The 25,556-nt window shown below is 70.3% G+C and carries 13 protein-coding genes; 4 read left to right on the top strand and 9 right to left on the bottom strand.

From position 1 onward, the window contains the following. The first annotated feature begins 35 nt into the window (after positions 1 to 35). A complete protein-coding gene (gene hrpA / locus I8E28_RS11890; RefSeq protein ID WP_239027397.1) occupies positions 36 to 3,902 on the top strand; it encodes an ATP-dependent RNA helicase HrpA in 3,867 nt (1,288 codons plus the stop codon). Between the two features lie 12 nt (positions 3,903 to 3,914). Here the strand turns inward: hrpA and I8E28_RS11895 are convergent, their stop codons facing one another. The 9 genes from I8E28_RS11895 to I8E28_RS11935 all read right to left on the bottom strand — a co-directional run bounded on the left by I8E28_RS11895 (position 3,915) and on the right by I8E28_RS11935 (position 11,598). Beyond that, complete coding sequence (locus I8E28_RS11895) at positions 3,915 to 5,045, bottom strand: ABC transporter substrate-binding protein (protein WP_200788273.1); 1,131 nt, start codon at positions 5,043 to 5,045, stop codon at positions 3,915 to 3,917. A 102-nt stretch (positions 5,046 to 5,147) separates the two neighbouring features. Next, positions 5,148 to 5,492, bottom strand: a complete 345-nt coding sequence (locus I8E28_RS11900; protein ID WP_420850240.1) for a hypothetical protein — start codon at positions 5,490 to 5,492, stop codon at positions 5,148 to 5,150. 72 nt (positions 5,493 to 5,564) lie between these two features. Beyond that, positions 5,565 to 6,899, bottom strand: coding sequence for an ATP-binding protein (locus I8E28_RS11905; protein WP_200788275.1), 1,335 nt, complete (start codon positions 6,897 to 6,899; stop codon positions 5,565 to 5,567). Then, positions 6,896 to 7,567 carry a response regulator transcription factor gene (locus I8E28_RS11910; RefSeq protein ID WP_200788276.1) on the bottom strand — a complete coding sequence of 224 codons (672 nt, stop codon included), beginning with the start codon at positions 7,565 to 7,567 and terminating at the stop codon, positions 6,896 to 6,898. Before I8E28_RS11910 ends, I8E28_RS11905 begins: the two co-directional genes overlap by 4 nt. Before the next feature lies 1 nt (position 7,568). Next, positions 7,569 to 7,793, bottom strand: a complete 225-nt coding sequence (locus I8E28_RS11915; RefSeq protein WP_200788277.1) for a PepSY domain-containing protein — start codon at positions 7,791 to 7,793, stop codon at positions 7,569 to 7,571. A 51-nt stretch (positions 7,794 to 7,844) separates the two neighbouring features. After that, positions 7,845 to 8,474, bottom strand: coding sequence for a uracil phosphoribosyltransferase (upp, locus tag I8E28_RS11920; protein WP_200788278.1), 630 nt, complete (start codon positions 8,472 to 8,474; stop codon positions 7,845 to 7,847). A gap of 36 nt (positions 8,475 to 8,510) precedes the next feature. Further along, entirely contained in the window at positions 8,511 to 9,773 is a 1,263-nt protein-coding gene (locus I8E28_RS11925) for a DUF1688 family protein (protein ID WP_200788279.1), read from the bottom strand. A gap of 127 nt (positions 9,774 to 9,900) precedes the next feature. After that, on the bottom strand, positions 9,901 to 11,172 hold the full coding sequence (locus I8E28_RS11930; protein ID WP_200788280.1) for a type VI secretion system-associated FHA domain protein: 1,272 nt from the start codon (positions 11,170 to 11,172) through the stop codon (positions 9,901 to 9,903). A gap of 69 nt (positions 11,173 to 11,241) precedes the next feature. After that, on the bottom strand, positions 11,242 to 11,598 hold the full coding sequence (locus I8E28_RS11935) for an SEL1-like repeat protein (RefSeq protein ID WP_200788281.1): 357 nt from the start codon (positions 11,596 to 11,598) through the stop codon (positions 11,242 to 11,244). A 326-nt stretch (positions 11,599 to 11,924) separates the two neighbouring features. On the opposite strand from I8E28_RS11935, the gene I8E28_RS11940 reads away from it, so the two are divergent. The 3 genes from I8E28_RS11940 (at position 11,925) to I8E28_RS11950 (ending at position 25,555) form a co-directional block, all read left to right on the top strand. Further along, a complete protein-coding gene (locus tag I8E28_RS11940) occupies positions 11,925 to 13,490 on the top strand; it encodes a ShlB/FhaC/HecB family hemolysin secretion/activation protein (RefSeq protein WP_200788282.1) in 1,566 nt (521 codons plus the stop codon). Between the two features lie 63 nt (positions 13,491 to 13,553). Then, a complete protein-coding gene (locus tag I8E28_RS11945) occupies positions 13,554 to 22,487 on the top strand; it encodes a filamentous hemagglutinin N-terminal domain-containing protein (RefSeq protein WP_200788283.1) in 8,934 nt (2,977 codons plus the stop codon). A 146-nt stretch (positions 22,488 to 22,633) separates the two neighbouring features. Beyond that, complete coding sequence (locus I8E28_RS11950; RefSeq protein ID WP_200788284.1) at positions 22,634 to 25,555, top strand: protein kinase domain-containing protein; 2,922 nt, start codon at positions 22,634 to 22,636, stop codon at positions 25,553 to 25,555. The last annotated feature ends 1 nt before the right edge of the window (position 25,556 follow it).

Consider the following 25,556-nt stretch of genomic DNA (forward strand, 5'->3'; position numbering starts at 1 on the left):
TTGCGCCCCCGCGGCGCCGCCCCGACTTGTCCGCCCTGCGCATCACCTTTCCCGAGCAGCTTCCCGTCTCCGCGCGCCGCGAGGAGATCGCGCGAGCCATGGCGGAGCACCAGGTCGTCATCGTCTGCGGCGAGACGGGCTCGGGCAAGACGACGCAGCTGCCCAAGATCGCGCTGACGCTCGGGCGCGGCAAGCTCAACGCGAAGCCGGGCGAGCGGGGCCGCCTGATCGGCCACACGCAGCCGCGCCGCATCGCGGCGTCCAGCGTCGCCAAGCGCATAGCGGAGGAACTGGAAACGCCGCTGGGCGACGTGGTCGGCTTCAAGGTGCGCTTCCAGGACCGGCTGTCGCGCGACGCGTCGGTCAAGCTGATGACCGACGGCATCCTGCTGGCGGAGACGCAGACCGACCCGCTGCTGCAGGCGTACGACACGCTGATCATCGACGAGGCCCACGAGCGCAGCCTCAACATCGACTTCCTGCTCGGCTACCTGAAGCAGCTGCTGCCGCGGCGGCCCGACCTGAAGATCGTCGTCACGTCGGCCACGATCGACGCCGAACGCTTCGCCGAGCACTTCGCCTCCGCCAAGGGCAAGGCGCCGGTGCTGTACGTCTCCGGCCGGATGTACCCGGTGGAGCAACGCTACCGGCCGTTCGAGGAGTCGCGCGAGCGTGGCCTCAACGAGGCGATCGCCGATGCCGTCGACGAGCTGTGGCAGGGCAACGCGGCGGGCGACATCCTCGTGTTCCTGCCCGGCGAGCGCGAGATCCGCGAAGCGGCCGACCACCTGCGCAAGCACCTGGCGCACCACGCGGTGACGCGCAGCGCCGAAGTGCTGCCGCTGTTCTCGCGCCTGTCGCAGCAGGAACAGGACCGCATCTTCGAGACGCACGGGCACCGGCGCATCGTGCTGGCCACCAACGTGGCGGAAACGTCGCTCACCGTGCCGGGCATCCGCTACGTGATCGATACCGGCACGGCGCGCGTCAAGCGGTACAGCTACCGCAGCAAGGTCGAACAGCTGCTGGTCGAACCGGTGAGCCAGGCCGCCGCCAACCAGCGCGCGGGCCGCTGCGGCCGCGTCGCCAACGGCATCTGCATCCGGCTGTACGAGGAGAAGGACTTCCTCGAGCGGCCACGCTTCACCGACCCGGAGATCCTTCGCACGTCGCTGGCGGGCGTGATCCTGCGCATGAAGGCGCTGCACCTGGGGTCGGTGGAGGACTTCCCGTTCATCGAACCGCCGCAGCGGCGCGCGATCGCCGACGGCTACCAGCTGCTGCAGGAGCTGGGCGCGCTGGACGAGCGCAACGAACTGACCGCGGTCGGCAGCGAGCTGGTGCGCCTGCCACTCGACCCGCGCGTGGCCCGCATGATCCTGGAGGCGCGCGAGCGCGGCGCGCTGGCCGAGGTGCTGGTGATCGCGTCCGCGCTGTCTGTGCAGGACGTGCGCGACCGGCCGCTGGAGCTGCAGGCGCAGGCCGACCAGCAGCACGCGAAGTTCGACGACGAGAAGAGCGAGTTCTCGGGCTACCTGACGCTGTGGGACTGGCTGGACAAGGCGCGGGGCGGACATGGCGCCGATCACAAGCTGTCGAACCGCCAGTACGAGCAGCTGCTGCGCCAGAACTACATCAACGTGCGCCGCGTGCGCGAATGGCGCGACATCCATTCGCAGCTGCACACGGTGGTCGCCGAGCACAAGTGGCGGCTCAACGAGCAGCCGGCCGACTACGAGCAGGTGCACAAGTCCATGCTCGCCGGCCTGCTGGGCAACCTCGGCTGGAAGCTGGAGGACGACGAGGCCTACCTGGGCGCACGCGGCATCAAGTTCTACAAGCATCCGGGCGCGCACCTGAAGAAGCGGCCGGGCCGCTGGATCGTCTGCGCCGAACTGGTGGAGACCACGCGCCTGTTCGGCCGCGGCATCGCCAACATCGAGCCGCAGTGGGTCGAAGAAGTCGCGGGCCACCTGCTGAAGAAGCAGTTGCTCGACCCGCACTGGGAGAAGAAGTCGGCCGACGTGATGGCCCTGGAGCGCGCGACCCTCTACGGCCTGGTCATCTACAGCGGCCGCCGCGTGCCGTTCGCGAAGGTGGACCAGCAGGGCGCGCGCGACATCTTCCTGCGCGAAGGCCTGGTGGCCGGCCAGTGGGAAACGAAGCTGCCGTTCCTGGCGCACAACCTGAAGCTGGTGCGCCAGGTCGAGGAGCTGGAGCACAAGTCGCGCCGGCAGGACGTGCTGGTGGACGATGCGCTGATCCACGCGTTCTACGACCAGCAGGTGCCGCAGGACGTCTACAGCGGCCACACTTTCGAGGCCTGGTACCGGCAGGCCAGCAAGGGCAAGCCCGACCTGCTGAAGCTGTCGCGCGACGAGTTGATGCGGCACGAGGCCGCGGGCATCACCACCGACGCCTTCCCGCGCACGCTGAAGCTCGGTGGCGTCGACTGCGCGGCGACGTACCTGCACGAGCCCGGCGACGCGCGCGACGGCCTCACGGTCACCGTGCCGCTGTTCGTGCTGAACCAGGTGGCGGACGAACGCGCCGAGTGGCTGGTCCCGGGCATGCTCAAGGACAAGGTGCAGGCGCTGCTCAAGAGCCTGCCGCAGAAGCCGCGCTCGCGCTTCGTGCCGCTGCCCGAATCGGCGACGCGCATGGCCGGCGACCTGTCGGCGCCGGAGCGCTTCGCCCACGGCTCGCTGGTCGACGTGCTGTTGAAGGTCGTGCGCGACGAGACGTCGCTGGACGTCAAGCGCACGGACTTCAAGCTGGACATGGTGCCCGCGCACCTGTTCATGAACTTCCGTGTCGTCGACGAGCACGGCCGCCAGCTGGGCATGGGCCGCAACCTCGGCGCGTTGAAGGCCGAATGGGGCGCGAAAGCGCGCGGGGCGTTCCAGGCGCTGGCGGGGATGAAGGTGGCCACGGGTGGGTCGCCCTCTCCCGCTAGCGGGACAGGGAGGGGTGAGGTTGCTCCCGTGACGGGCCTTCACCCCAACCCTCTCCCGCGAGCGGCGGAGGGACCGACCGCGAAAGCCAAGGACGGTGCCCAGCGCTACACCGCCTGGACCTTCGGTGAGCTCCCCGAGCTGATGGAAATCCGCAAGGGCGGCATCTCGCTCGTGGGCTTCCCGGCGCTGATCGACCAGGGCGACGCCGTGACGCTCGAAGTGTTCGATGAACCGGAAGTCGCTGCGTCCAAGCACCGCGCCGGCCTGCGCCGGCTGTTCGCGCTGCAGGTGCGCGACGCGCTCAAGTACCTGGAGAAGAACATCCCGGACCTGCAGCGCATGGCGGTGGCGTACATGGCGCTGGGCACGCAGGAGGACTTGCGGCAGCAGATCCTCGACGTCGCCATCGATCGGGCGTTCCTGCTCGATCCGCTGCCGACCGATGAAGCGACGTTCAAGCGCCGTGTCGATGAAGGTCGCGGGCGCCTCACGCTGATCGCCAACGAGGTCGCACGGCTGGCCGGCACGATCCTGCAGGAGTACGCGACCGCGCTGCGCAAGATCAAGGACACCAAGGGCGTCCCTGACGCCACGGCCGACGCCACGCAGCAACTGCAGCGGCTGGTGCCCAAGCGCTTCCTCGCCGACACGCCGTGGCCGGCGCTGCAGCACTTCGCGCGCTACCTGAAGGCGATCACGCTGCGCCTCGACAAGCTGCGCGCCGACCCGGCGCGCGATGCCTCACGCATGGCGGACGTGCGGCCGCAGGAGCAGCGCTACTGGCGCCTCGTCGCCGACCGCAAGGGCCAGGTCGACGAGCGCATGCTGGAGCTGCGGTGGCTGCTGGAGGAGTTGCGCGTGAGCCTGTTCGCGCAGGAACTGCGCACGCCCCAGCCGGTCAGCATCAAGCGGTTGGAGCGGGTCTGGCAGCAGCTGCAGTCGTAGCAGCCGGGGATCTCAGGTGCGCACGCGGCCGTCGCCGGTGAGCATCGACAGCTCCACGAAGTGCGAAGCGGCGTGGTCGGTCGGCGAGAGCGACACGTTGAAGCCGCCGATGGACTGCTGGCCCAGCGATTCGAGGCCGGCCACGAGGGCTTCGCGCGTGGCCTTGCCGCCGCGGCGCAGCCCTTCGGCGACGACCTTGGCGGCCAGGAAGCCTTCCATGCTGGAGAAGTTGGCCTGGTACTCGCCGCCGGCCTTCTTCACGGCGTCGACGAACTCGCGCGCGATGGCACGCGCCGGGTTGTAGGGCGAGGGCATCACCTGCGAGACCACGACGCCGGCGCCGTCCTTGCCGAGTTCGTCGGCCAGCGCCTGCGTGCCGACGAAGGACACGTTGTAGAACGTGCCGCCGTAGCCCGCGGCCTTGGCGGCCTTGATGAACGCCGCGCACGCCTTGTACGCGCCGATCTGCACGATCGCTTCGGGGGCGGCCGCGGTCAGCGTCTTCACTGCCGCGGCGACTTCGACCGAGTTGCGTTCCACCGTGGCCAGCGCCACCGGCTTGTTGTCGTGCGCCGCCAGCGCCAGCTGCATGCCGTCGAGGCCGGCCTTGCCGTAGGCGTCGTTCTGGTAGAAGACCGCGACCTTCTTCAGGCCCAGGTTGGCGAGGTTCTTCACGATCAGCGCCGTCTCGTCGTTGTACGAGGCGCGGATGTGGAAGGCGTAGCGGTTGAACGGCTGGCGCAGGCCCATGGCGCCGGTGAATGGCGCGACGAAGGGTGTCTTGGCGGCGGTGGCCAGCGGCAGGGCCGCGAGACTGGTCGGCGTGCCGACGTAGGCGAAGAGGGCGACCGGGTCCTGGGCCAGCAGCTTGCGGGTGTTCTCCACGCAGCGGTCCGGCTCATAGCCGTCGTCCAGCTTCACGATCTCGACGGCGCGCTTGTGGATGCCGCCTTGCGCATTGAGTTGCTCGAAGAACAGGCGGGCGCCGGCGTGGAACTGGATGCCCAGCTGGGCGGAAGGCCCGGTGAAGGGCGCCGACTGGGCCAGCAGGATGCGGTCGCCCTGGGCGCGGACCGAAGGAAGGGCGGCCAGGGCCGCGGCGCCGGCGGCGGCGCGGGTGAAAGTGCGTCGATTCAGGCTCATCCGGGGATTGTCCCGGTCGCCTCGAAACGCCCCTGACGAAAGCTTGTCAGGAAGGCGTGCGAGGCGACGACCGGCAGTGGGCGGCGCCTGAGCGGTGCGCGCTCAGCGGTGGCCGTGCCCGCGGCCATGGCCGTGGCCGTGGCCATGGCCATGGTGGCCGCGCCACTCGTGGCGATCCCGGAATCCGTGGCCGTAGTAGGCACGCGGCGCGATGTAGACGGGCGCGCCGTACACGACGGGCGCCGGGGCGTAGACCGGCGCCGGCTGCACGTACACCGGCTGGGGCTGGACGTAGACCGGTGCGGGTTGCGCGTAGACGGGGCCGGGAATGCCGATGGACAGGTGCACGTCGGTGCGGGCCTGCGCGGCGCCGCTGGCGGCGAAAGCGCCGACGGCCAGGGCGGCCAGGGCGAGGAATCGGGTGGAGAGCGAGGCTTGCATGGTCACTCCTTCGGTGGACATGCACGCATGGTGCGCGCACGGCCATGAACCAAGCCTGAACCGCCGGGCTGGAATCGTTCAGGGTTGCGGAAGTGCGATGTCGACCTGCGCGCCGCCCAGGGCCGAGCGCGACAGCGCGATCTGGCCATGGTGGCTGGCGACGATGTCGCGCACGATGGCCAGCCCGACGCCGTGGCCGGGCACGGTCTCGTCGCCGCGCACGTGCATCTGCAGCATCGCCTGCGGGTCGTCGCCGAAGCCGGGGCCGTCGTCCTCGACGCGCACGAGCAGCCGCGAACCGTCGCGCCGCACGCGCGCCGTGATGCGCGAGCGCGCCCACTTGGCGGCGTTGTCCAGCAGGTTGCCGAACACCTCGAAGGCATCGCCCTCGTCGATGCGCCAGCGCAGGTTCGGCGGGCAGTCGATGGCGAACCGGAGGTTGCGGGCCGCATGCACCTTCTCCAGCGACTCGCGCACGCGCTGGGCGATCGGCGCGAGCGCGATCGCGGGGGCGAAGCGCGTGGCACCGCTGGCCGCGCCACGCCCGAGCTGGTGCTGCACGATCGCGTCCATCCGCTGCACCTGCTCCTCGACGGCGGTCCCCAGCGTGGCCGGCTGCCCGAGCGCGGTGCGCAGGACCGCCAGCGGCGTCTTCAGGCTGTGCGCCAGGTAGCTCAGCGCCTCCCGGTAGCGTGACTGCCGCTCGCGTTCCTGCCGCACCAGCGTGTTCAGGTTGTCCGTCAGCGCCGCGATCTCCGCCGGGTAGCGGCCGGTGATCTCTTCCTGCTCGCCGTCCTCGATGCGTCGGATCTCGCGCGTCACGCGCCGCAGCGGGTCGAGCGCCCATTCGAGCAGCAGCGTCTGCGACAGCAGCAGGAACAGGCCGGCGCCGGCCAGCCAGGCCCACAGCGTGCGCTCGAAGACGGCCACTTCGCGCTCCAGTGCCGCCGCGTCCTCGAGGACGCTCAGGACCAGCGGCACGGGTTGCGAGCGCGCTTCGTACAGCACGCTGTACGCGACCGACAGGTAGCGGCGGCCGTTGCCGGAGGCGTCGGCGTAGTCCCAGCGCCCGACCTCGGCGGTCGGCGGGAAGGGAAGCTGCTGGCCGACGGTGGACTCGGAGTGCCACCCCTGCGCCTGGCCGCGGACGGCGACGGACGCATACAACCCCGAGCCGGGCAGCGCGAGGCGCGGCTCCGGCAGGGAAGGCGGCATCACCAGGCGACCTTGGCCGTCGACTTCCGCGGCCGCGAGCAACAGGTAGACGGTGCCTTGCAGCCGCGCGAGGCGGTCGGTGCGGCTGCTGTCCGCGTGCGCGCGCTGCAGCGCGACGCCGACGCCGGCGAGGAAGGCGACCAGCACGAGGGCCGCGCCGAGAAGGAGACGGAACCGGATCGATCGTCCGGGCTTCATCCCAGGGTGAAGCGGTAGCCGCGCCCGCGCAGCGTCTCGATCGGCACGAGCGTGCCGTCGGGGTCGAGCTTGCGCCGCAGGCGCGCGATCAGCACCTCGAGCACGTTGCTGTCGCGGTCCTCGTCGTGCGGGTACAGGTAGTCCGCCAGCGCCTGCTTGCTCACGACCTTGGGCCGCTCGCGCACCAGCGACTCGAGCACGCGGTACTCGAAGGTGGTGAGTTCCAGCGGCTTGCCGTTCAACGTGGCGGCCTGCGCGGCGAAGTCGATCGACAGCGGGCCGAACACCAGCACGTCCGAGGTCGCCTTGAGCGAGCGGCGCAGCAGCGCCTTGATGCGGGCGGCGAGCTCGGGATATTCGAACGGCTTGGCCAGGTAGTCGTCGGCGCCGGCTTCCAGGCCCGTCACCTTGTCCTGCCACGACGTGCGCGCTGTCAGCACCAGGATCGGCAGCGTGCGGCCTTCGGCGCGCAGCTTCTGCACGACCGCCAGCCCGTTCATCTTCGGCAGGCCGAGGTCGACGACCAGCAGGTCGACCGGGTACTCGCGCGCCTGGAACAGGCCGTCCTCGCCGTCGGCGGCGACGTCGACGCGGTAGCCGTCGGCCTCGAGCTGGCGGGCCAGCCCGGTGCGCAGCGCGGCGTCGTCCTCGACCAGCAGCAGCCGCATGTCAGCCGCCGTCGACCATCACAACGCGCACCTCGCCGCGGGCGGTGAGGATCTTCACGCGGTACATCACGCGGCTGCCGGACTGCACGCGCTCGACGGAGAGCACGCGGCCATCGACCTGCTGGCGCGCGACGGCCGCGGCGCGGTCGGGGCCGATGTCGGCCCAGGCGGGCATGGAGAGCGCCAGCATCAGCGCGCAGGACAGGCGGGCAGCGAGGGAACGCATGGGTGCAAGCATCCTACAGGGGCGATGAACGCGGGCTGAACCGCGCCGGCTTCACTTGGTGCCGAAGATGCGGTCGCCCGCGTCGCCCAGCCCGGGGAGGATGTAGCCGTGCTCGTTCAGCTGCCGGTCGATGGCGGCGGTGTAGATCGGCACGTCCGGGTGCGCCTTCTGCATCGCCTGCACGCCCTCGGGGCAGGTGAGCAGGCAGACGAACTTGATCGACTTGGGCTTCAGTTCCTTGAGCCGTTCGACCGCCGCGATGGCCGAATTGCCGGTGGCCAGCATGGGGTCGACCACGACGACGTCGCGTTCGTCCATGTGGTCCGGCATCTTGAAGTAGTACTCCACCGCGACCAGCGTCTTGGGATCGCGGTACAGGCCGATGTGGCCGACGCGCGCGCCGGGCACCACGGTCAGCATGCCGTCGAGGATGCCGCTGCCGGCGCGCAGGATAGAGACGAAGACCAGTTTCTTGCCGTCGATGACGCGCGCCTTCATGCGTTCCAGCGGCGTGTCGATCTCGACGTCCTGCATCGGCATGTCGCGCGTGACCTCGTAGGCCATCAGCGACGACAGCTCGCCCAGCAGCCGCCGGAAGCTGTTCGTGCTGGCCTCCTTCTTGCGCATGAGGGAGAGCTTGTGCTGCACCAGCGGGTGCTCGATGACGTGGACCTGGGACATGGGAAGCGTTCGAAAGGAAGGCGTCGCCGGCCGGGCTCAGGCCAGCGGTGCCTCGGCCTGCACCAGCAACGCGGTGCGGCCTTCGCGCTCGCGCCGCGCGCAGTCCAGCCCCGCATCGGCGGCGCCGCCGACGACAACCGACAGCGGCAGTCCGCCGCCGGAAGCGCCGAGGTCGCCGCGCACCGTCCCGGCCAGCTCCTCCAGCAGCGCGACGGTCAGGGCGCGCCACTCGACCACGATCTCGTCGCCCGGATGCCAGGCCTGCCGCGCGGCGTCGGGCTCACGCAGGCGCAGCACGCCCGCGTCGAGCAGCAGTCCGCCTTCATGCTGGCCGGGCAGGGCGGTGAGGCGGTCGATGCCGCGTACCTGCACGCCCGACCACTCGAACGGCTCCAGCAGCGAATACGTGAGCCACTGCGACAGGGCGTGGAACGGCACCCAGCCGTCGGACGCGCCGTCCCCGCGCACTGCGGAATGCCGCCAACAGTCCCCGAGCGGCACGCCGCCGATGCTGTGGCCGACCGGCCAGATCGGCGACAGCGACACGAGCAGCTGCGAGAGGATGTCGTGCGCGTCGACGTCCGCCGAGTGCGCGATGCCGCCCTCGTCGCCGACCAGCAGGTCGAAGAGGCCGGAGGGACGTGCGTCGTCGGTGAACACCTCGGGCTGTTCGGCCATCACCTCACCGAGCCGCCGAAGCAGCACGGCGCGCGTGTTCAGGCCAGGCAGCGCGTTCCCTTCGCGCACCTGCAGCGCCTGCAGCAGGCCATCGGTGGGCAGCGCGCGCAGTGCCTGCGCGTCGACCTGGAGCGGCCGCAGCTTGTCGCTGGAGAACAGGCCGGCGGTGAAGGCGTGGAAGGCCGCGACGGCCGTCGCTTCGGGGCCGTGCAAGGTAGTGCCGGTGGCCGGTTCGACGTACTTCCACGAGCCGTCCGCCGGCACGTCCAGGAGCACGGTCACGACAGCCAGGTCGACCAGCGCGTGGGCGCGCACCTGCGGCGCGACGTCGCCGAGCAGCCGGTGCAGTTCGGCGCGGCCGTCGACGCGGCCGGCTTCGAGATGCCGCCAACGGCTGTAGGGAGTGGCGTGGGAGCCGGCGCGGCGGCGGATCGAGCGGATGATCGCGGTCGCGGCTTCGCGCAAGCGGCCGTCGTCGACCGTGAACCACTGGGACTGGCCGACGCGGGCGCGGTCCAGCAGCTGGCCGCAGCGGTCCCGGACGGCGGTGGTCGTGCGCAGCAGGGCGGCGGCGGTCTCGCCGCGGGAGCGCTCGCGCACGAATCCGGTGGGATCTGTCATTGGGCAACTCCGGCCCCGGGCCGGACCTGCGGTGGCGCAGGCCGCGCTGCGCGCCAGCCTCAGGCGTGGGACGCGAGCTCCGGGGAACGGGCCACTTTAGCGTGCGGGCGCCGCACGCGGGTGCGTTTCAATGGTCGCGCTGCGGCGGCACCGGCTGGGCGGCGCGGCGCAGCCGTTCCATCTCGCGCAGGTAGCCCGCCATGTAGTGGCGGTTGAACAGGTGGTCGACCCACTGCGGCATGCGCTCGCCGTTCTTCTCGTAGAAGCCCGTGTAGAGGTCCCACAGCCGCGCGGTGTCCACCACCGAGGCGATGCTCAGCTTGCCCTTGAGCAGGCTGGTGCGCAGCCGCGCGGGATCGAAGTCCTTGATCGCGCCTTCGGCCAGCGACCTGGCGGCCACGCGCACCGCGGCCTCGTGCGCCTTCGCCTCCGCCGATGCTTCGGCCAGCGCCTGGCGCGACGGGACGAAGCCGCCCGTGCCATCGGGCATCAGCAGCAGGTACTGCAGAAGCTCCTTCGTCTGCATGCCGGTCTTCAGCGGATTGGCCACCTTGGAGCCGATCATGGTGCGGTCCTCGGCCTTCAGGTCGCGGCGCGCCGCGACGCGCGTGGCGAGGTGCTCGCCCAGGCACTCGACGACCTCCCGCACCTGGATGCCGAAGCGCTCCCAGTCGAAGTTCACCTGGCCGGCGGGCAGCTCGACGCCCAGGCCGCGGCACAGCGATTGCAATGCGAGGCGCTCAGGCGTGGACGGCGCGGGTGAAGCAGCCGGCTGCTGCACCGAAGCGGCAACGGGAGCGTCCGGATGGACCTGCGCGAAGGCGCCCGACGCGGTGAACGCGCTCGTGCTGCCGAATGCGCCCGGGTCGTCGATGCGCCACGACGTCGACGATGAGAACGGGTCGTCCACCGGCTGCACGACGCGCGGTGCGGCGGTCGGAGTGGGAGCCGGCGCGTCGCCGGACCACTCCTGCAGCAGGTCGGCCCACGGGTCCTTGGCCGGCGCGGGCTCCGGCGCCGCGGAGCGCGTGACCGGGCCGACGGGAACGGGACGCGAGCCCATGCCGGCGAAGCTGGTGGCGTCGCCGGCGTCCGAGAGCGCTTCGACCACGAGGCTGAACGGGCCGAGCCGGCCCGATTCGCCGTCGCCGAGCACCACTTCGTCGCCGGAAAAGTAGTCGCCGCGGTCGGTGTTGATGCCGTTGGCGGACAGCACCTGGATGCGCGCGCCTTCTTCGCACCAGTCGATCGAGAGGTGCCGGCGCGAGATCAGGCGCTCGGTGTCCGGCAGGTAGACGGCGGCTTCCGGGTCGCGGCCGACGACGACGGCCGGCGTCTTCGGCTTGAGCGTGATGGTCTGCTCGAACGAGGGACCGGTGAAGTGAAGCAGGTACGACACGCCGTCAGCGATGCAGATGAGCCAGGAAGGCGCCCGATTGTGCCGGAGCGCGGCGGCGATTCGGCGACGTCAGCGCAGCCGCAGCGCCTGCGCGAGCACCTCGCCGCGCAGTTCCGCCTCGCGATACCAGCGCAGGCCTTGGGCCTGGTCGCGCTCCAGGCCGGGAGCGCCGCGGGTGTAGAGATCGCCCAGGCGCCTGGCGGCCAGGCCGCTGCCGGCGGTGGCCTGCGTCTTGTACATGCGGACCGCATCGCCATAGCGGCCTTCGGATTCGGCGGCGCGTGCGGCGCCGAAGGCTTCGCTGAGGCCGGCGGAGGCGGCGTCGAGGGAGCCGACGGTGACGGAACCCACCCCCTCGTTCGGGGGGGCGTGCTGCGTGGTCACCGCCAGGGCGGCAGCCAGCGTGATGACGGCGAAGGTCCCCATGCAGCCTCCTTCTTCTGGGTGCTGCGAAGTCTATGCGGCGGGCTGTTGCGCGTCGACGTCTGCCTGCGGCCTTCCTTGGCGCGCGTTGCTCCAACCCGACGTAAGTCAGATTGACACTTCCGTAAACGGATGTAAGAGTCCCACGGATCAGATCACGACAGTTGTTTGAGGAGTTTCCCTTGAAGAAGAGAACTTTGGTGGCTCTGGCCGCGGCCACCGCATGTTCCTGCGGTGCCTTCGCGCAGCAAGCTCGCCCGGATTCCGGAACCCAGCTCCAGCAGGACCGCCAGCTCCCGCAGGCGCCGGCCCCCAGCAACGAGCCGGCCGTGCAGCTGCCCCAGCCCCGCCAGGCCGCCTCGTACAACGAATCCGTCAAGGTCACTCCGGCGGCGTTCCGCCTCCAGGGCAACACCCTCTACCCCGAAAGCGTCCTGCTGCCGCTGACGCAGGACTTCGTCGGCAAGCCCACCGACATGGAAGGCCTGCTGAAGGCCGCCCAGGCCGTGCGCCGCTACTACCGCGAACGCGGCTACCTGCTGACCGAGGCCTACCTGCCGGAGCAGCAGTTTGCGGCGACTGGCGGCACCGTCGTCATCCAGATCCTGGAAGCGCGCGTCGGCAAGGTGACCGTGCGGGCGGACGACGCCGGCGTGTCCGAATCGCTGGCCTCGTCCATCGTCAACCGCTACCTGAAGCCGGGTGACCCGATCTCCGAGTACTCGCTCGAGAAGCCGGTGCTGCTGCTGCGCGACCTGGTGGGCTTCGACGCCACCGCCGCCGTCCAGCCGGGTGCCAAGGCGGGCGAGGGCGACATCACGGTGATCGTGAAGTCCTCGGGCCCGAAGGTCGACGGCCTCGTCGGCGTGGACAACTTCGGCGCACGCAGCGCTGGCCAGAACCGCGCGTACGCCACGGCCAACTGGAACAACCCCACCGGCCGCGGCGACGTCCTCAGCGTGCGCGTGCAGGCGGCCGACCGCAAGGATTCCGAGCTGTACCGGCTGGCCTACAGCACCACGCTGACCAGCGCCGCCACCAAGGTCGGCGTCAGCGCGATGCGCACCGAGTATTCGCTCGGCAAGCAGTTCGAGGCGCTCGGCGCCACCGGCGACGCCACGATCTACAGCCTGAACTTCACGCAGCCCTTCATCCGCTCGCGCACCCGCAGCGTGCTGGGCGCGCTGACGTTCGAGCGCAAGGACCTGAACGACAGCACCACGACGCCGTTCACCAGTTCGTCCAAGCGCATCAACTCCGTGCGCGCCAGCGTGCTGGGGAACTTCGTCGACGAGGCGCTCGGCTCCTCGTTCAACAGCTACTCGATCAACTTCACCAGCGGCAAGCTCGACATCGACGCCACGAACCTGGCGTTCGACCAGAGCGCCACCACCGGCCTGCAGACGGCCGGCTCGTTCTCGAAGGTGAACGTCGACTACCTGCGCACGACGTTCCTGTCGGCGCGCGGCCGCCTGAGCGCCCTGGTGCAGGCGCAGTTCGCCAGCAAGAACCTGACGTCCGCCGAGAAGCTGGGCCTGGGCGGCCCGAACGGCGTCCGCGGCTACCCGGTCGGCGAAGGCGTGGGTGACACCGGCGCCATCGTCAACCTGGAATACCGCCACCAGCTCACCGACCTGGTCGGCAAGCTGCCGCTGTCGGCCAGCGTGTTCTACGACTGGGGCCACATCAAATACAACGAGTCGGGCGTTCCGGCGGCCCTGGCCGCCACCACCCCCGAGAACGACACCCTCAGTTCCGCCGGTTTCGGCGTGCAGCTGGGCAACTTCGGCGACTGGCTCGTTTCGACCCAGCTCGCCTGGCGCCTGAACCGCGCCCCGTCGTCCGACCCGGACCGCCATCCGCGCGTCTGGCTGTCGCTGCAGAAGTGGCTGTGACCACCTCGCCGACCGATCCCACCGATTTCCCGCAGTAGTAGCAGTTCCGCCCGAGGAGGCCCCATGACCACCCACTCCACCCGCCGTTCCGGCATCCGCACGATCGTCGTCCAGGTCACGCGCAAGCTGCGCCACGTCTATCGCATGCGCACCGGCATGTCGCGCCTGTTGTCCCGCCTGCTGGCCGGCCTGCTCGCGGCTCTGGCCTCGTCGTTCCTCGCGACCGTGTACGCGAACCCGACGGGCGGCAAGGTGCAGTCGGGCGTGGTGACCATCACCAACCCGACGGCGACGTCGATGGTGGTCAACCAGGGCAGCAACAAGGCGGTGATCGACTGGAACACGTTCAGCATCGCGCGCAACGAGTCGGTGCAGTTCGTGCAGCCGGGCGCCAGCTCGGTGGCCCTGAACCGCGTCGTGGGCGGCGACCTGTCGTCCATCTACGGCAGCCTGACGGCCAACGGGCAGGTGTTCCTGGTGAACCCCGCGGGGGTCATGTTCGCGCCGGGTGCGCGCGTCGACGTCGGTGGCCTGGTGGCGTCCACCCTGAGCCTGTCGAACACCGACTTCCTCAACGGCAACTACACGTTCACGGGCTCGGGCGGCAGCGTCGTGAACCAGGGCTCGATCAAGGCGGGCTACGTCGCGCTGGCGGGCGCGCAGGTCACCAACAGCGGCACCATCGATGCCACGGGCGGCTCGGTCGGCCTGCTGGCCGGCTCGCGCGTGAGCGTCGACGCCAACGGCTCGGGCCTCGTGAAGTACTCGGTGGATGCCGGCGCCGTGGGCGCCGCCATCGCGAACAGCGGCACCATCACGGCTGACGGGGGCCAGGTGCAGGTGTCCGTGCAAGCGATCGGCGAGACGCTGAACACCGTCATCAACCAGAGCGGCGTCATCCGCGCCAACAGCATCGCCAACCAGAACGGCACGATCGTGCTGAGCGGCGGCAGCAGCGGCATCGTGAAGGTGACGGGCACGCTCGAAGCCAAGGGGGCGAATGCGACCGGCGGTACCGTGAAGGTGCTGGGCGACAAGGTCGGCATCGGGGGCACGGCGGTCGTGGACGCCAGCGGTGACGCCGGCGGCGGCACGGTCCTCCTCGGCGGCAATTGGCAGGGCAAGGGCGTCGAGCAGAACGCCTCGGCGACCGCGGTCGCCACCGGCGCGAAGATCACTGCCGATGCGGTCACCAGCGGCAACGGCGGCACCGTCGTGGTCTGGGCGGATGGCAACACCGCGGTGGGCGGCGCGATCAGCGCCCGTGGCGGCGCGAGCTCCGGCAACGGCGGCAAGGTGGAAACCTCGGGCAAGGGCGGCCTGTCGGTCGCCAAATCGACGACGGTGGACACTTCGGCGCCGCACGGCACCACCGGCAGCTGGCTGCTGGACCCCAAGAACATCATCGTGGCCACCGGAGGCGCGAGCGCGGTGGGGGATGTCGACCAATTCTTCGACACGCCGGCAACCGACGTGACCATCGATCCGGCCACGCTCGATGCCGCGGGCGCCACCGTCACGCTGCAAGCCAATAACGACATCACGATCGTCGATGCGATCACCCTGACGACGCCCACTGCCGGCATCACTGCCCAAGCGGGCCGCAGCATCGCCGTCAACGCGAACATCACCACCAACAACGGGGCCATCACGCTCGAGGCGAATTCGCCTGCTGCCGACCTGGCCAACCGCGACGCGGGACCCGGGTTGGTTACCGGCACGGGCAGCCTGAACGCCGGCACGGGGGACGTGGACGTCAGGTCCGGCGGTGACCTCACGATTGGCGCGGTGACGGGCAGGAACGTGTCCTTGAACGCGGGGACCGGCTTGCTGAACACAGGTCCCGTCACGGCTTCCGGCGACTACTCCATCAGTGCCGGAGACTTCACGGGCGGGGCCTTCGGCGCGACGCTGGGCGGGACCAGCAACTGGAGCATCACCGACACGGCGGGTGGCTTGTCGATCACCAACCGGTCGGCTGGCGGCAACCTGAACATCACGACCACCAACGGCGGCAGCCTGATGGTCGCCGGCAACCTGTCGTCCGGCACCGGGGGGGTCACGTTGACCAGTGCCGCTGGGGTCCAGCTCATCGGGGACCTCAACGTCACCGCGGCAACGGGGGCATCGTTCAACGGTGCGCTCGACGGCGCACACAACCTCACGGTTGCTGGCGACGCGTCGTTCAACGGCCAAGTCGGCAACGGCCAGGCCCTGACGACCGTGCATGTGACCGGCGCCACGAACATCAACGGCTCGGCAGTCAAGACGACCGGCACGCAGTCGTACGACGGCGCAGTGGCGCTGGACGCCACGTCGACCCTGAGCGGTTCGACGGTGTCGTTCGGGAACACAGTGACCGGACCCAACCAGTTGTTCGTGCAAACCGGCGCGGGCGGCCAGGCGACCTTCGCCGGCAACGTCGACGTGGATCTCGTCAACGTCATCGCCACCGGGGGCATCTCGCTGGGCGGCAACGTGACGACCACGAACGGGCAGGCCTACACCGGGGCCGTCACGCTGGGCAACGACGTCACCATGACCACCACCGGCGGCGCCATCACCGTGGCAACCAGCCTGACGGGCGCCGGGAACAACCTGACCATCGCGTCGTCCGGGACCACCACCCTGACGAACGCCACCGGCCTGAACACATTCACGGCCGCCACCAACGGGACGACGACCGGCTCCATCAGCGCGTCGACGTACAACATCAACGGCGGCATCGTCGATGCCAACCTGGGTGCTGGGACGCTGAACACCACGGGCAGCGCGACGCTGAACGGCACGGCCGCGGCGACCACGGTCAACGTCAACGGCGGCACCCTGGCGCTGGCGAACGCCGCGAACCGCCTGACCGGCGCCGGCGCGGCCGTCAACATCGCCGGTGGCGCGACGCTCAATACCGGCACAGCGTCGCAGGCGCTGGGTGGCGGCACCGCATTCGTCAACAACGGGGGCACGTTCCAGAACGCCGGGGCCGTCACTGCAGCCATGATCACCGGCAGCGGTGCAGCTGTTCTCGGCGGTAACGTGACGACCACGGCTGGCCAGACGTATGGCGGTTCGACCGTGACGGGAGCCGTCCAACTGCAGGACTTCGGCGCGTCGGCCATCAAGACCGGCAACGTCACCGGTACCGGCGACCTGACGCTGGTCACCGCGGGCGGTGGCGAGGTGGGCTCGGTGAACCTGGGAAGCCTGACGACCAACGCAGGCACTCCGCTGAAGATCGGTGGCAACGTCACGACGACGGGTGTCCAGAGATACCAGGACGCGGTCACGCTCACCACGAGCGCGGTGCTGAACAGCGGCACGAGCGCCATGACGTTCGCGTCGACGGTGCAAGGCCAGACTGGGACCGAATCGCTGACGGCCACCAACACCGCCGGCGGCATGACCTTCGGCGGCGCGGTCAGCAACCTGCAGAACGTGGGCATCAGCACCGGCGGTGGCGCTCTCACGCTGCCCTCGATTACCGCAGCGGGCGCCGTGACGGTGAGCAACAACAACTCGGTTGGCACCTCGGCGGCGGTGTCCGGCAGCGCCGTTTCCATCACAGCCAGCGGCGCCGCTTCGAACGTCACCGTGGCCAACGCGATCACGGCGAACACCGGTGGCATCACGATTTCGGCCGGCAAGAACGTGTCCATCACGGCGGCACTCAATGCGGCCGCCGTGGCACAAAACATCTCGATCAACGTGGGCCAGTCCGCGGCCGGTGCCTTCAGCAACACCCAGATGCTCACGACGGGTGCGGGCGGGGCAGTGACGGTTTCGGGTGGCAATTCGGGCAACGTGTTCGACTTCAGCGCTGACCCGGGCAACACGGTGACCGTCGTGGGCGGGTCCGGCACCGATGTCTTCAAGGCTCCTGCAGCTGCGACCTATGTGCTGACGGGTGTTGGCAACCAGGTGCAGGCAGGCAACCTGTCCGCCAGCAACATCGAGACGGTCACCGGGACGACCACCACGAACGTGCTGCAAGGCTCGTCGACCGGCACGACCTTCACCACCAGCGGGGTGAACGCGGTGTCCGCCGCCGGCATGGACTTCACGGGCATCGGCACGGTCAACGCCGGATCCGGCACGGACACGTTCACCGGCGCAGGCAGCTACACCATCAACGGTAGCAAGGCCGTGACGGCCAATGGCATCGCCGCCACGAACATCGAGAGCGTGACGAACGCCGGTGCCGTGACCGGCACCGTGGCGAGCACCACGTACACCACGGGCGCCGCCAACGCGCTGTCCGCCAACGGCATCGCCTTCACCGGCGTGAACAGCCTGGCTGCCGCCGCAGGTGGCACCGACGTGTTCACCGGCGCGGGCAGCTACACGATCAACGGTTCCAACGCGGTGACCGGCAACGGCATCGCCGCGACCGGCATCGAGAGCGTGACGAACGCAGGCGCCCTGACCGGCACCGTGGCGAACACCACGTACACGACCGGCGGCGCGAACGCGGTGTCGGCCAACGGCATCGCCTTCACGGGCGTCAACACCCTGGCAGCTGCTGCCGGCGGGACCGACATCTTCACGGGTGCGCCCGCCTACACAATCGACGGCACGAAGGCCGTGACGGCCAACGGCATCGCGGCCACCGACATCGAGAGCGTGACGAACGCCGGTGCGGTGACCGGTACCGTCGCCAGCACGACCTACACGACCGGCGGCGCGAACGCGCTGTCGGCCAACGGCATCAACTTCACGGGCGTGAACACCTTGGCAGCTGTTGCTGGGGGCACCGACGTCTTCACCGGCGCGACGGCCTACCAGATCGACGGCACCAAGGCGGTCTCCGCCAACGGCATCGCCGCGACGGACATCGAGAGCGTGACGAACGCCGGCGCCGTGACCGGCACGGTGGCGAGCACCACGTACACCACGGGCGCCGCCAATGCGCTGTCCGCCAACGGCATCGCCTTCACGGGCGTGAACAGCCTGGCCGCGGCTGCGGGTGGGACCGACGTGCTCACTGGCGCGACGGCTTACACGATCGACGGCGCCAAGGCCGTGACGGCCAACGGCATCGCCGCGACGGACATCGAGAGCGTGACGAACGCAGGCGCCGTGGCCGGCACCGTGGCGAGCACCACGTACACCACGGGCGGCGCGAACTCGGTGTCGGCCAACGGCATCAGCTTCACCGGCGTGAACACGCTGGCGGCGGCGGCTGGTGGCACCGACGTGTTCACCGGCGCGAGCAGCTACACGATCAACGGTTCCAACGCGGTGACCGGCAACGGCATCGCCGCGACCGGCATCGAGAGCGTGACGAACGCAGGCGCCGTGACCGGCACCGTGGCGAACACCACGTACACGACCGGCGGCGCGAACGCGGTGTCGGCCAACGGCATCGCCTTCACGGGCGTCAACACCCTGGCAGCTGCTGCGGGTGGCACCGACGTCCTCACTGGCGCGACGGCTTACACGATCGACGGCGCCAAGGCCGTGACGGCCAACGGCATCGCGGCCACCGACATCGAGAGCGTGACGAACGCCGGTGCGGTGACCGGTACCGTCGCCAGCACGACCTACACGACCGGCGGCGCGAACGCGCTGTCGGCCAACGGCATCAACTTCACGGGCGTGAACACCCTGGCAGCTGTTGCCGGGGGCACCGACGTCTTCACCGGCGCGACGGCTTACCAGATCGACGGCACCAAGGCAGTCACCGCCAACGGTATCGCTGCGACGGACATCGAAAGCGTGACGAACGCCGGTGCGGTGACGGGCACGGTGGCGAGCACGACTTACTCCACGACCGGGCTGAACGCCGTGTCCGCCAACGGCATCGCCTTCACCGGCGTGAACACGCTGGCTGCCGCTGCCGGCGGCACGGACGTCTTCACCGGCGCCAGCAACTACGCCCTGACCGGCGCCAACAACGCCGTCACCGCGAACAACATCGCGGCCACGGGCATCGAAACCATCGCAGGGACCGGCACGGAATCCATCACCGGCTCCAATAACGTGACCGCGTGGTCGATCACCGGCTCGAACGCCGTGTCGGTCGCCGGCATGACCGCCACAGGCATCGGCACGCTGACGGGCGGCACGGCCGCCGACACGTTCACCATCGCGGGCGGCGTGACCACCTTCAACGGCCAGGTCAACGGCGGCGGCGGTGGCGACAGCCTCGTCACGACCGACGGCAACAACACCTGGTCCGTGACGGGTGGCGACGCAGGCACGCTGAACACCACGACCACGTTCTCCGGCATCGCCAATCTCACCGGCGGCTCCGGCAACGACGCGTTCGTGTTCGCCAATGCCGGCACCCTGAGCGGCAACGTTGCGGGTGGCACCCAGACCGGGGCCGACACGCTGGACCTGAGCGGCAAGGCTGCGGTGACGATCAACACCGTCGCGGGCACGGCGACCGGCATCGGCGGCACCTTCGGCGGGATCGAGTCCGTCACCGGCAACGGGACGGCGACGCTGACCGGCGCGACCTTCAGCCTGACTGGCGTCAACTCCGGAACGGCCGACACGATCGCGTACTCCGGCGTGGCGAACCTCCAGGGCGTCGCCGCGGCGAACAGCTTCACGGGCTCCGGCGGATCCGTCAGCGGCACGATCACCGGTGGCGGGTCGGGGACCACGCTGTCGGGCAACCTGACCAGCGGCGGCGACCAGTCGTACACCGGCGCGGTGGCGCTCGGCGGCACGACCGTGCTGACGGCCAACTCGGCCTTGGGCACGATCGCACTGGGCAACGTCAGCACGGGCAGCAATGACCTGACGCTGAACGGCACCTCCACCACCGGGTCCATCACCGGGACGGGCCGCCTCACCGCCTTCGGCAACCTGTCGGGCACGAGCATCGGCATCGGCAGCCTGGTCACCGCAACCGGGTCGAACCTGGCCGCCACCGACCTGACCGTCGCCGGCACCTCCAGCCTCGGCGGCAACGTCACGACGACCGGGGCCCAGGCCTACAACGGCGCGACGACGCTGACGGGCAATGCGATCCTCTCGGGCGCCTCCATCAGCGCCACGAGCATCGACGGCGGAGCGAACAACCTGAACCTGGTCGGCAACACGACCGCCAGCGGCTCGGTGTCCAACGTCAACAGCCTGGTCACGGCCACCGGCAGCACGCTGTCCGCATCCAGCGTGGCCGCCACGTCCGCGAGCATCGGCGGCGACGTCACCACGAGCGCCGGCCAGGCCTACGGCAGCACGACGCTGACGCTCGGCGGCACCACGGTCCTGAAGGACACGGGCAACACCGCGATCAGCCTCGGCGCGGTCAACGGCAACGGCAACTCGCTGACGCTCACCACGACCGGCGGCGCCACTGCTTCCGGCATCGGCAACGTGGCGAACCTCACGCAGACCAACGGCGGCCTCACCACCTCCGGCAACCTCGCGATCACGGGCAACGGCAACGTCAACCAGGCACTGGTGGTGGGCGGCAACCTGGGCGCCGCCAACATGTCGGCGAACAGCGCCTCGGTCACCGGGTCGACCAGCGTGACCGGCACGCTCAACACCGTCTCCTCGCTCGCGGTGAGCGGCCCCACGTCGGCCGGTAGCATCGCTGCGGGCACCAGCGCCAGCTTCGGCAACGACGTGAACGTTGGCGGCGCGCTCACCACTGGCACCACGCTCACGACGGCAGCCGGCAAGACCATCACGGCCGGCAGCGTCGCCGCCACCGGCGCCGCCTCGCTGGGGGGTAGCGTGACGACCGCCTCCACCCAGAGCTTTGGCGCCACGACCCTGACGGGCGACGCCACGCTCACGGGCGCGTCGATCACGGCTGCCAGCATCAACGGTGGCGCGCACAATCTCGGCCTGGCCGGCAGCGCGAACGTGGCGGGTGCGGTGACCAACGTCGCCAACCTGACCGTCACGGGGACGTCCAGCACGTTCACCGGCGGCGCGACGGTGGCCGGCTCGTTCACGCAGAACGCTGGCACCGTCGCGGGCGGCCTGATCGACGCCGCGACGTACAACGTCAATGGCGGCACGCTGGCGGCCAGCACGGGCACGGGCACGCTCAACACCACCGGCACCACGGTGCTGGCGGGCGCGTCGAATGCCGGGACGGTCCACGTCAACTCCGGCTCGCTGACGCTCGGCGCGGCCAATCGCCTGGCCGCGGCCAGCAACGTCACCGTCGCGGGCGGCGCCACGCTGGACACGGGGGCTGCCGCGCAGCAGGCGGGCAGCATCGCCAACAGCGGCACGCTGGCCGTCAACGGCAACCTGAACGTCGGCACGCTCTCGAGCACCGGCACCTTCCGCACGGCAGGCACCAGCACCATCACCGCGAGCAACGTCGCGGCGGCGGGCGACGTGCAGGTCGGCAGCGGCACGACGTTCAACATGAACGGCGGTGGTTCGCTGGACGTGGCCGGCGCCTTCCAGGGCGGCGTCAACGTCACGGGCCAGGCCGAAACGGTGAACCTGAGCAACACGACGGCGGGCGCCATGCTCACGGTCGGCCAGCTGCAGACGGCGTCGTCGGCCAACGTGACCCTGGCGTCCAAGGCCGGCCTCACGGTCGACGCCGGCCAGATGAGCCCGATGGCGACGCTGACCGGCACCTCCGACGGCCCGATGATGTTCACCAACTCGGCGTCGCACCCGGTGGTGGCAACAGGCGGCGTCGAGCTCACGGTGAAGGGCGGCGACCTCAACACCGTCGCCGACCCGATGAACATCAGCACCAGCACGCCGAGCGTCGTCGTGCACAAGGAGGTGCTGTTCGAGGCCTACGTCACCGGCAACGTCGCCGCGTACCAGCCGCTGAACGACGTCTTCAGCTCGGTGTTCGCGAACACCGGCGCCACGCAGGCGGAGATCGCGCGCTGGGTGCTGCACGAGCTCAAGCGCAACGTCGGCATCGGCGTCGTGGAGGACCTGGTGGCGTTCGGCACGACGGACATGGACGGCATCGTCGCGCCGCTCAGCTTCCGCAGCCTGACGATCCAGGCACCCAAGTGCGTGAGCGAACAGGCGAACGGGCAGCCCTGCAACTGACCGATTGACGCTCCCCAGCCACGGGGCGGGAAGGATGCGTGACATCCTCCTGCCCCGTGTCCTTTGTTGCCGTGCTGCGACGCATCGGCTGCCCTTAAACTGTTGAGGCAGGTTCCGCCCAGCGTGGGCGCGCGCCTGTCCCACCCGTGACCGTCAAGAAACTCGGCCGCTACGACATCATCCGCACCCTCGGCAAGGGCGCGATGGGCCTGGTCTATGAGGGCATGGACAGCGTCCTGCAGCGGCGGGTGGCCATCAAGACCATCATCGTCGAGAACCTCGACTCGAAGGCCGCCGACGAGTACGAGTCCCGTTTCCGGACGGAGGCGCTGGCCGCCGCGCGGCTGCAGCACCCGAACATCGTCACGGTGTACGACTTCGGCCGGCACGAGGGCGTCGCGTACCTGGTGATGCAGTACATCGAGGGCGACGACCTCAAGGACCACCTGGACCGCGGCGAGAAGTTCCCCCCGCAGATCTCGGTGGCGATGATCCTGGACCTGCTGTCCGCGCTGGACCATGCGCACGAGAACAACATCGTGCACCGGGACATCAAGCCGGCCAACATGCTGATCGAGAAGGGCCGGGTCAAGCTCACCGACTTCGGCGTGGCCCGCATCCAGGACCCGGACGCCGCCAACAAGACCCAGGTGGGCGCGGGCGGCATCGGCACCCCGCGCTACATGTCGCCCGAGCAGGCGCAGGGGCAGCGGGTCGATTCTCGGTCGGACCTGTTCTCGACCGGCATCGTCCTGTACGAACTGCTCACGGGGCAGCGCCCGTTCGATGGCGACAACCCGTTCGCGATCATCCACCAGATCATCAGCGCGGTCCCGCCGCCGCCGACGTACTACAACGCGAAGCTGCCGAAGTCCATCGACGCGGTGGTCGCCAAGGCCCTCGCCAAGAACCGCGACGAACGCTTTTCCACCGCCCGTGAATTCGCGATGTCCCTCAAGGCCGCCGGCCAGCGGGTCAGCAGCGGCACGATGGCCAGCCGCAGCGCGCCGTCGCTGGGTGCCGACACCACGCCGGGCCCGGGGGGCCAGGGCTCCGACACGGCGCCACCGCCGACCGGCTCCAGCATCACGCTGGAACTGGAGCTGGAGTACTGGAAGGAAGTCAAGGATTCCGAGGACGCCGACGACTTCGTCGCGTTCCTCGAGCAGTTCCCGAACGGCAAGTTCGCGGCACTGGCGCAGCGCCGCCTGAAGAAGCTGGGCAGGGACGTCGACGAGACGCCCGCACCGAGCGACACCGCGAGCCGCCGCACGCCACCTGCGCCGCAGGACGACGACGAAGCCACGCGGTTGCCCGGCATCTCCACCTCGGGCACCGGCGGCACGGCCGGCATGTCGGGCAGCCTCAAGCTGACCGACAAGTCCATCGTCGCGCCGGCCCAGGACGCCACCGTCATCAGCCCGCAGACGCTGCGCGTCATCAGCACCGCCGCGCGGTCCGCCACCGGTTCGCAGCCGGCGGCGATGGGCGACACGGTCATCGCGCGTGCCGGGTTGCAGCCCGAAGATCCGCGGGCCAAGGCGGCGCGCGAGGCCGAGGCCGCTCGCGCCGCCGAAGAGGCCCGCGCCGCCGAAGCGCGCGCCGCGACCGCGGCGAAGGAAGTCGAGCGCCTCGAAGCCGAGCGCCAGGCCGAGGAGGCTCGCAAGCAGGCCGAAGCGCAGGCGCGCGCGAAGGCGGAAGCCGAGGCGAAGGCCAAGGCGGAATCGGAAGCACGCGCGAAGGCCGAAGCGGAGGCCAAGGCCAAGGCCGAAGCAGAAGCGAAGGCGAAGGCGGAGGCGGAAGCCAAGGCCAAGGCGGAGGCGGAAGCCAAGGCCAAGGCCGAAGCCGAGGCGAAGCGCCAGGCCGAGCTGGCGCGGCAGAAGGCGGAAGCCGAAGCGAAGGCCAAGGCCGAAGCCAAGGCGAAGGCCGAAGCGGAAGCCAAGCGGCAGGCCGAGCTGGCGCGCCAGAAGGCCGAAGCCGAGGCGAAGGCCAGGGCGGATGCCGAAGCCAAGGCGCGCGCCGAAGCCGAGGCCAAGCGCAAGGCCGAGGAGGATGCGCAGTTCAAGGCCGACATCGCGCGCAAGAAGGCGGAGACCGAAGCGCGTGCCAAGGCGGAAGCCGAGGAAGCCAAGCGCAAGAAGGACGAGGACGCGCGCCTGAAGGCCGACCTGGCACGCCAGCGCGCGGAAGCCGATGCGCGCGCCAAGGCGGAGCAGGAAGCGCGCCGCAAGGCCGACGAAGCGACCCGCAAGGCGGCCGAAGAGGCCAGGCGCGGTCCCGCGGTGCAGCCCGCGGTCGCGCGTGCGCCGGCCGAAGCCGACAAGCCCAAGTCCAGGATGGTCCCGATGGCGGTGGCCGGCGTCGTGGCCTTGGGCGTGATCGGTTTCGCTGTGAAGACGATGGTGGGCGGCCAGTCCGCCGAGCCCGCGGCGGTGACCACGGCGCCCGCGCCGGAGGCGCAGCCGGAGCAGCAGGCCAAGCTCACCACGCGCCCGCCCGCCGAACCGCCGAAGCCGCCTGCCGAGGAAGCGAAAGTCGCCCCGACCCCCGCGCCGGCTCCGGCCGGCAAGGCGGCGCCGGCGCCAACTCCGGCGCCCACGCCGGCACCGGTGAAGACGCCTGCGCCGACGCCTGCACCCACCGCGGCACCTGCCAAGCAGGCCCCCGCACCGACCCCGGCTCCGACACCCGCGCCGACCCCGGCGCCCACGCCCGCACCGGCACGGCCCGTGACGGCGACGCCTGCACCGGCTCCGAGCCCCGCTCCAACTCCCGCGCCGACGCCGGCGCCCGCGGCGCAGCCGGTGCAGAACGCTGCGACCCTGCTCGCGCAGGCCCAGGACGCCGAGCGCGGCGGCAACATGTCGGCGGCGATCAGCGCCTACCGGCGTGCCGCCAACGCAGGCAGCGGCGCTGCGGCGCGCCGTCTTGGCGAGCTGTACACCAAGGGTGGCAACGGCGTCGACCGCGACGCGCAGCAGGCCAACTTCTGGAACAACAAGGCGCGCGACCTCGGCGAGGCGATGCGCGAGGGCCCCTGCGCCCTCAAGGCCGGCACCAGCTGCTGAT

It is taken from the genome of Ramlibacter algicola, from assembly GCF_016641735.1.
Classification (GTDB): domain Bacteria; phylum Pseudomonadota; class Gammaproteobacteria; order Burkholderiales; family Burkholderiaceae_C; genus Ramlibacter; species Ramlibacter algicola.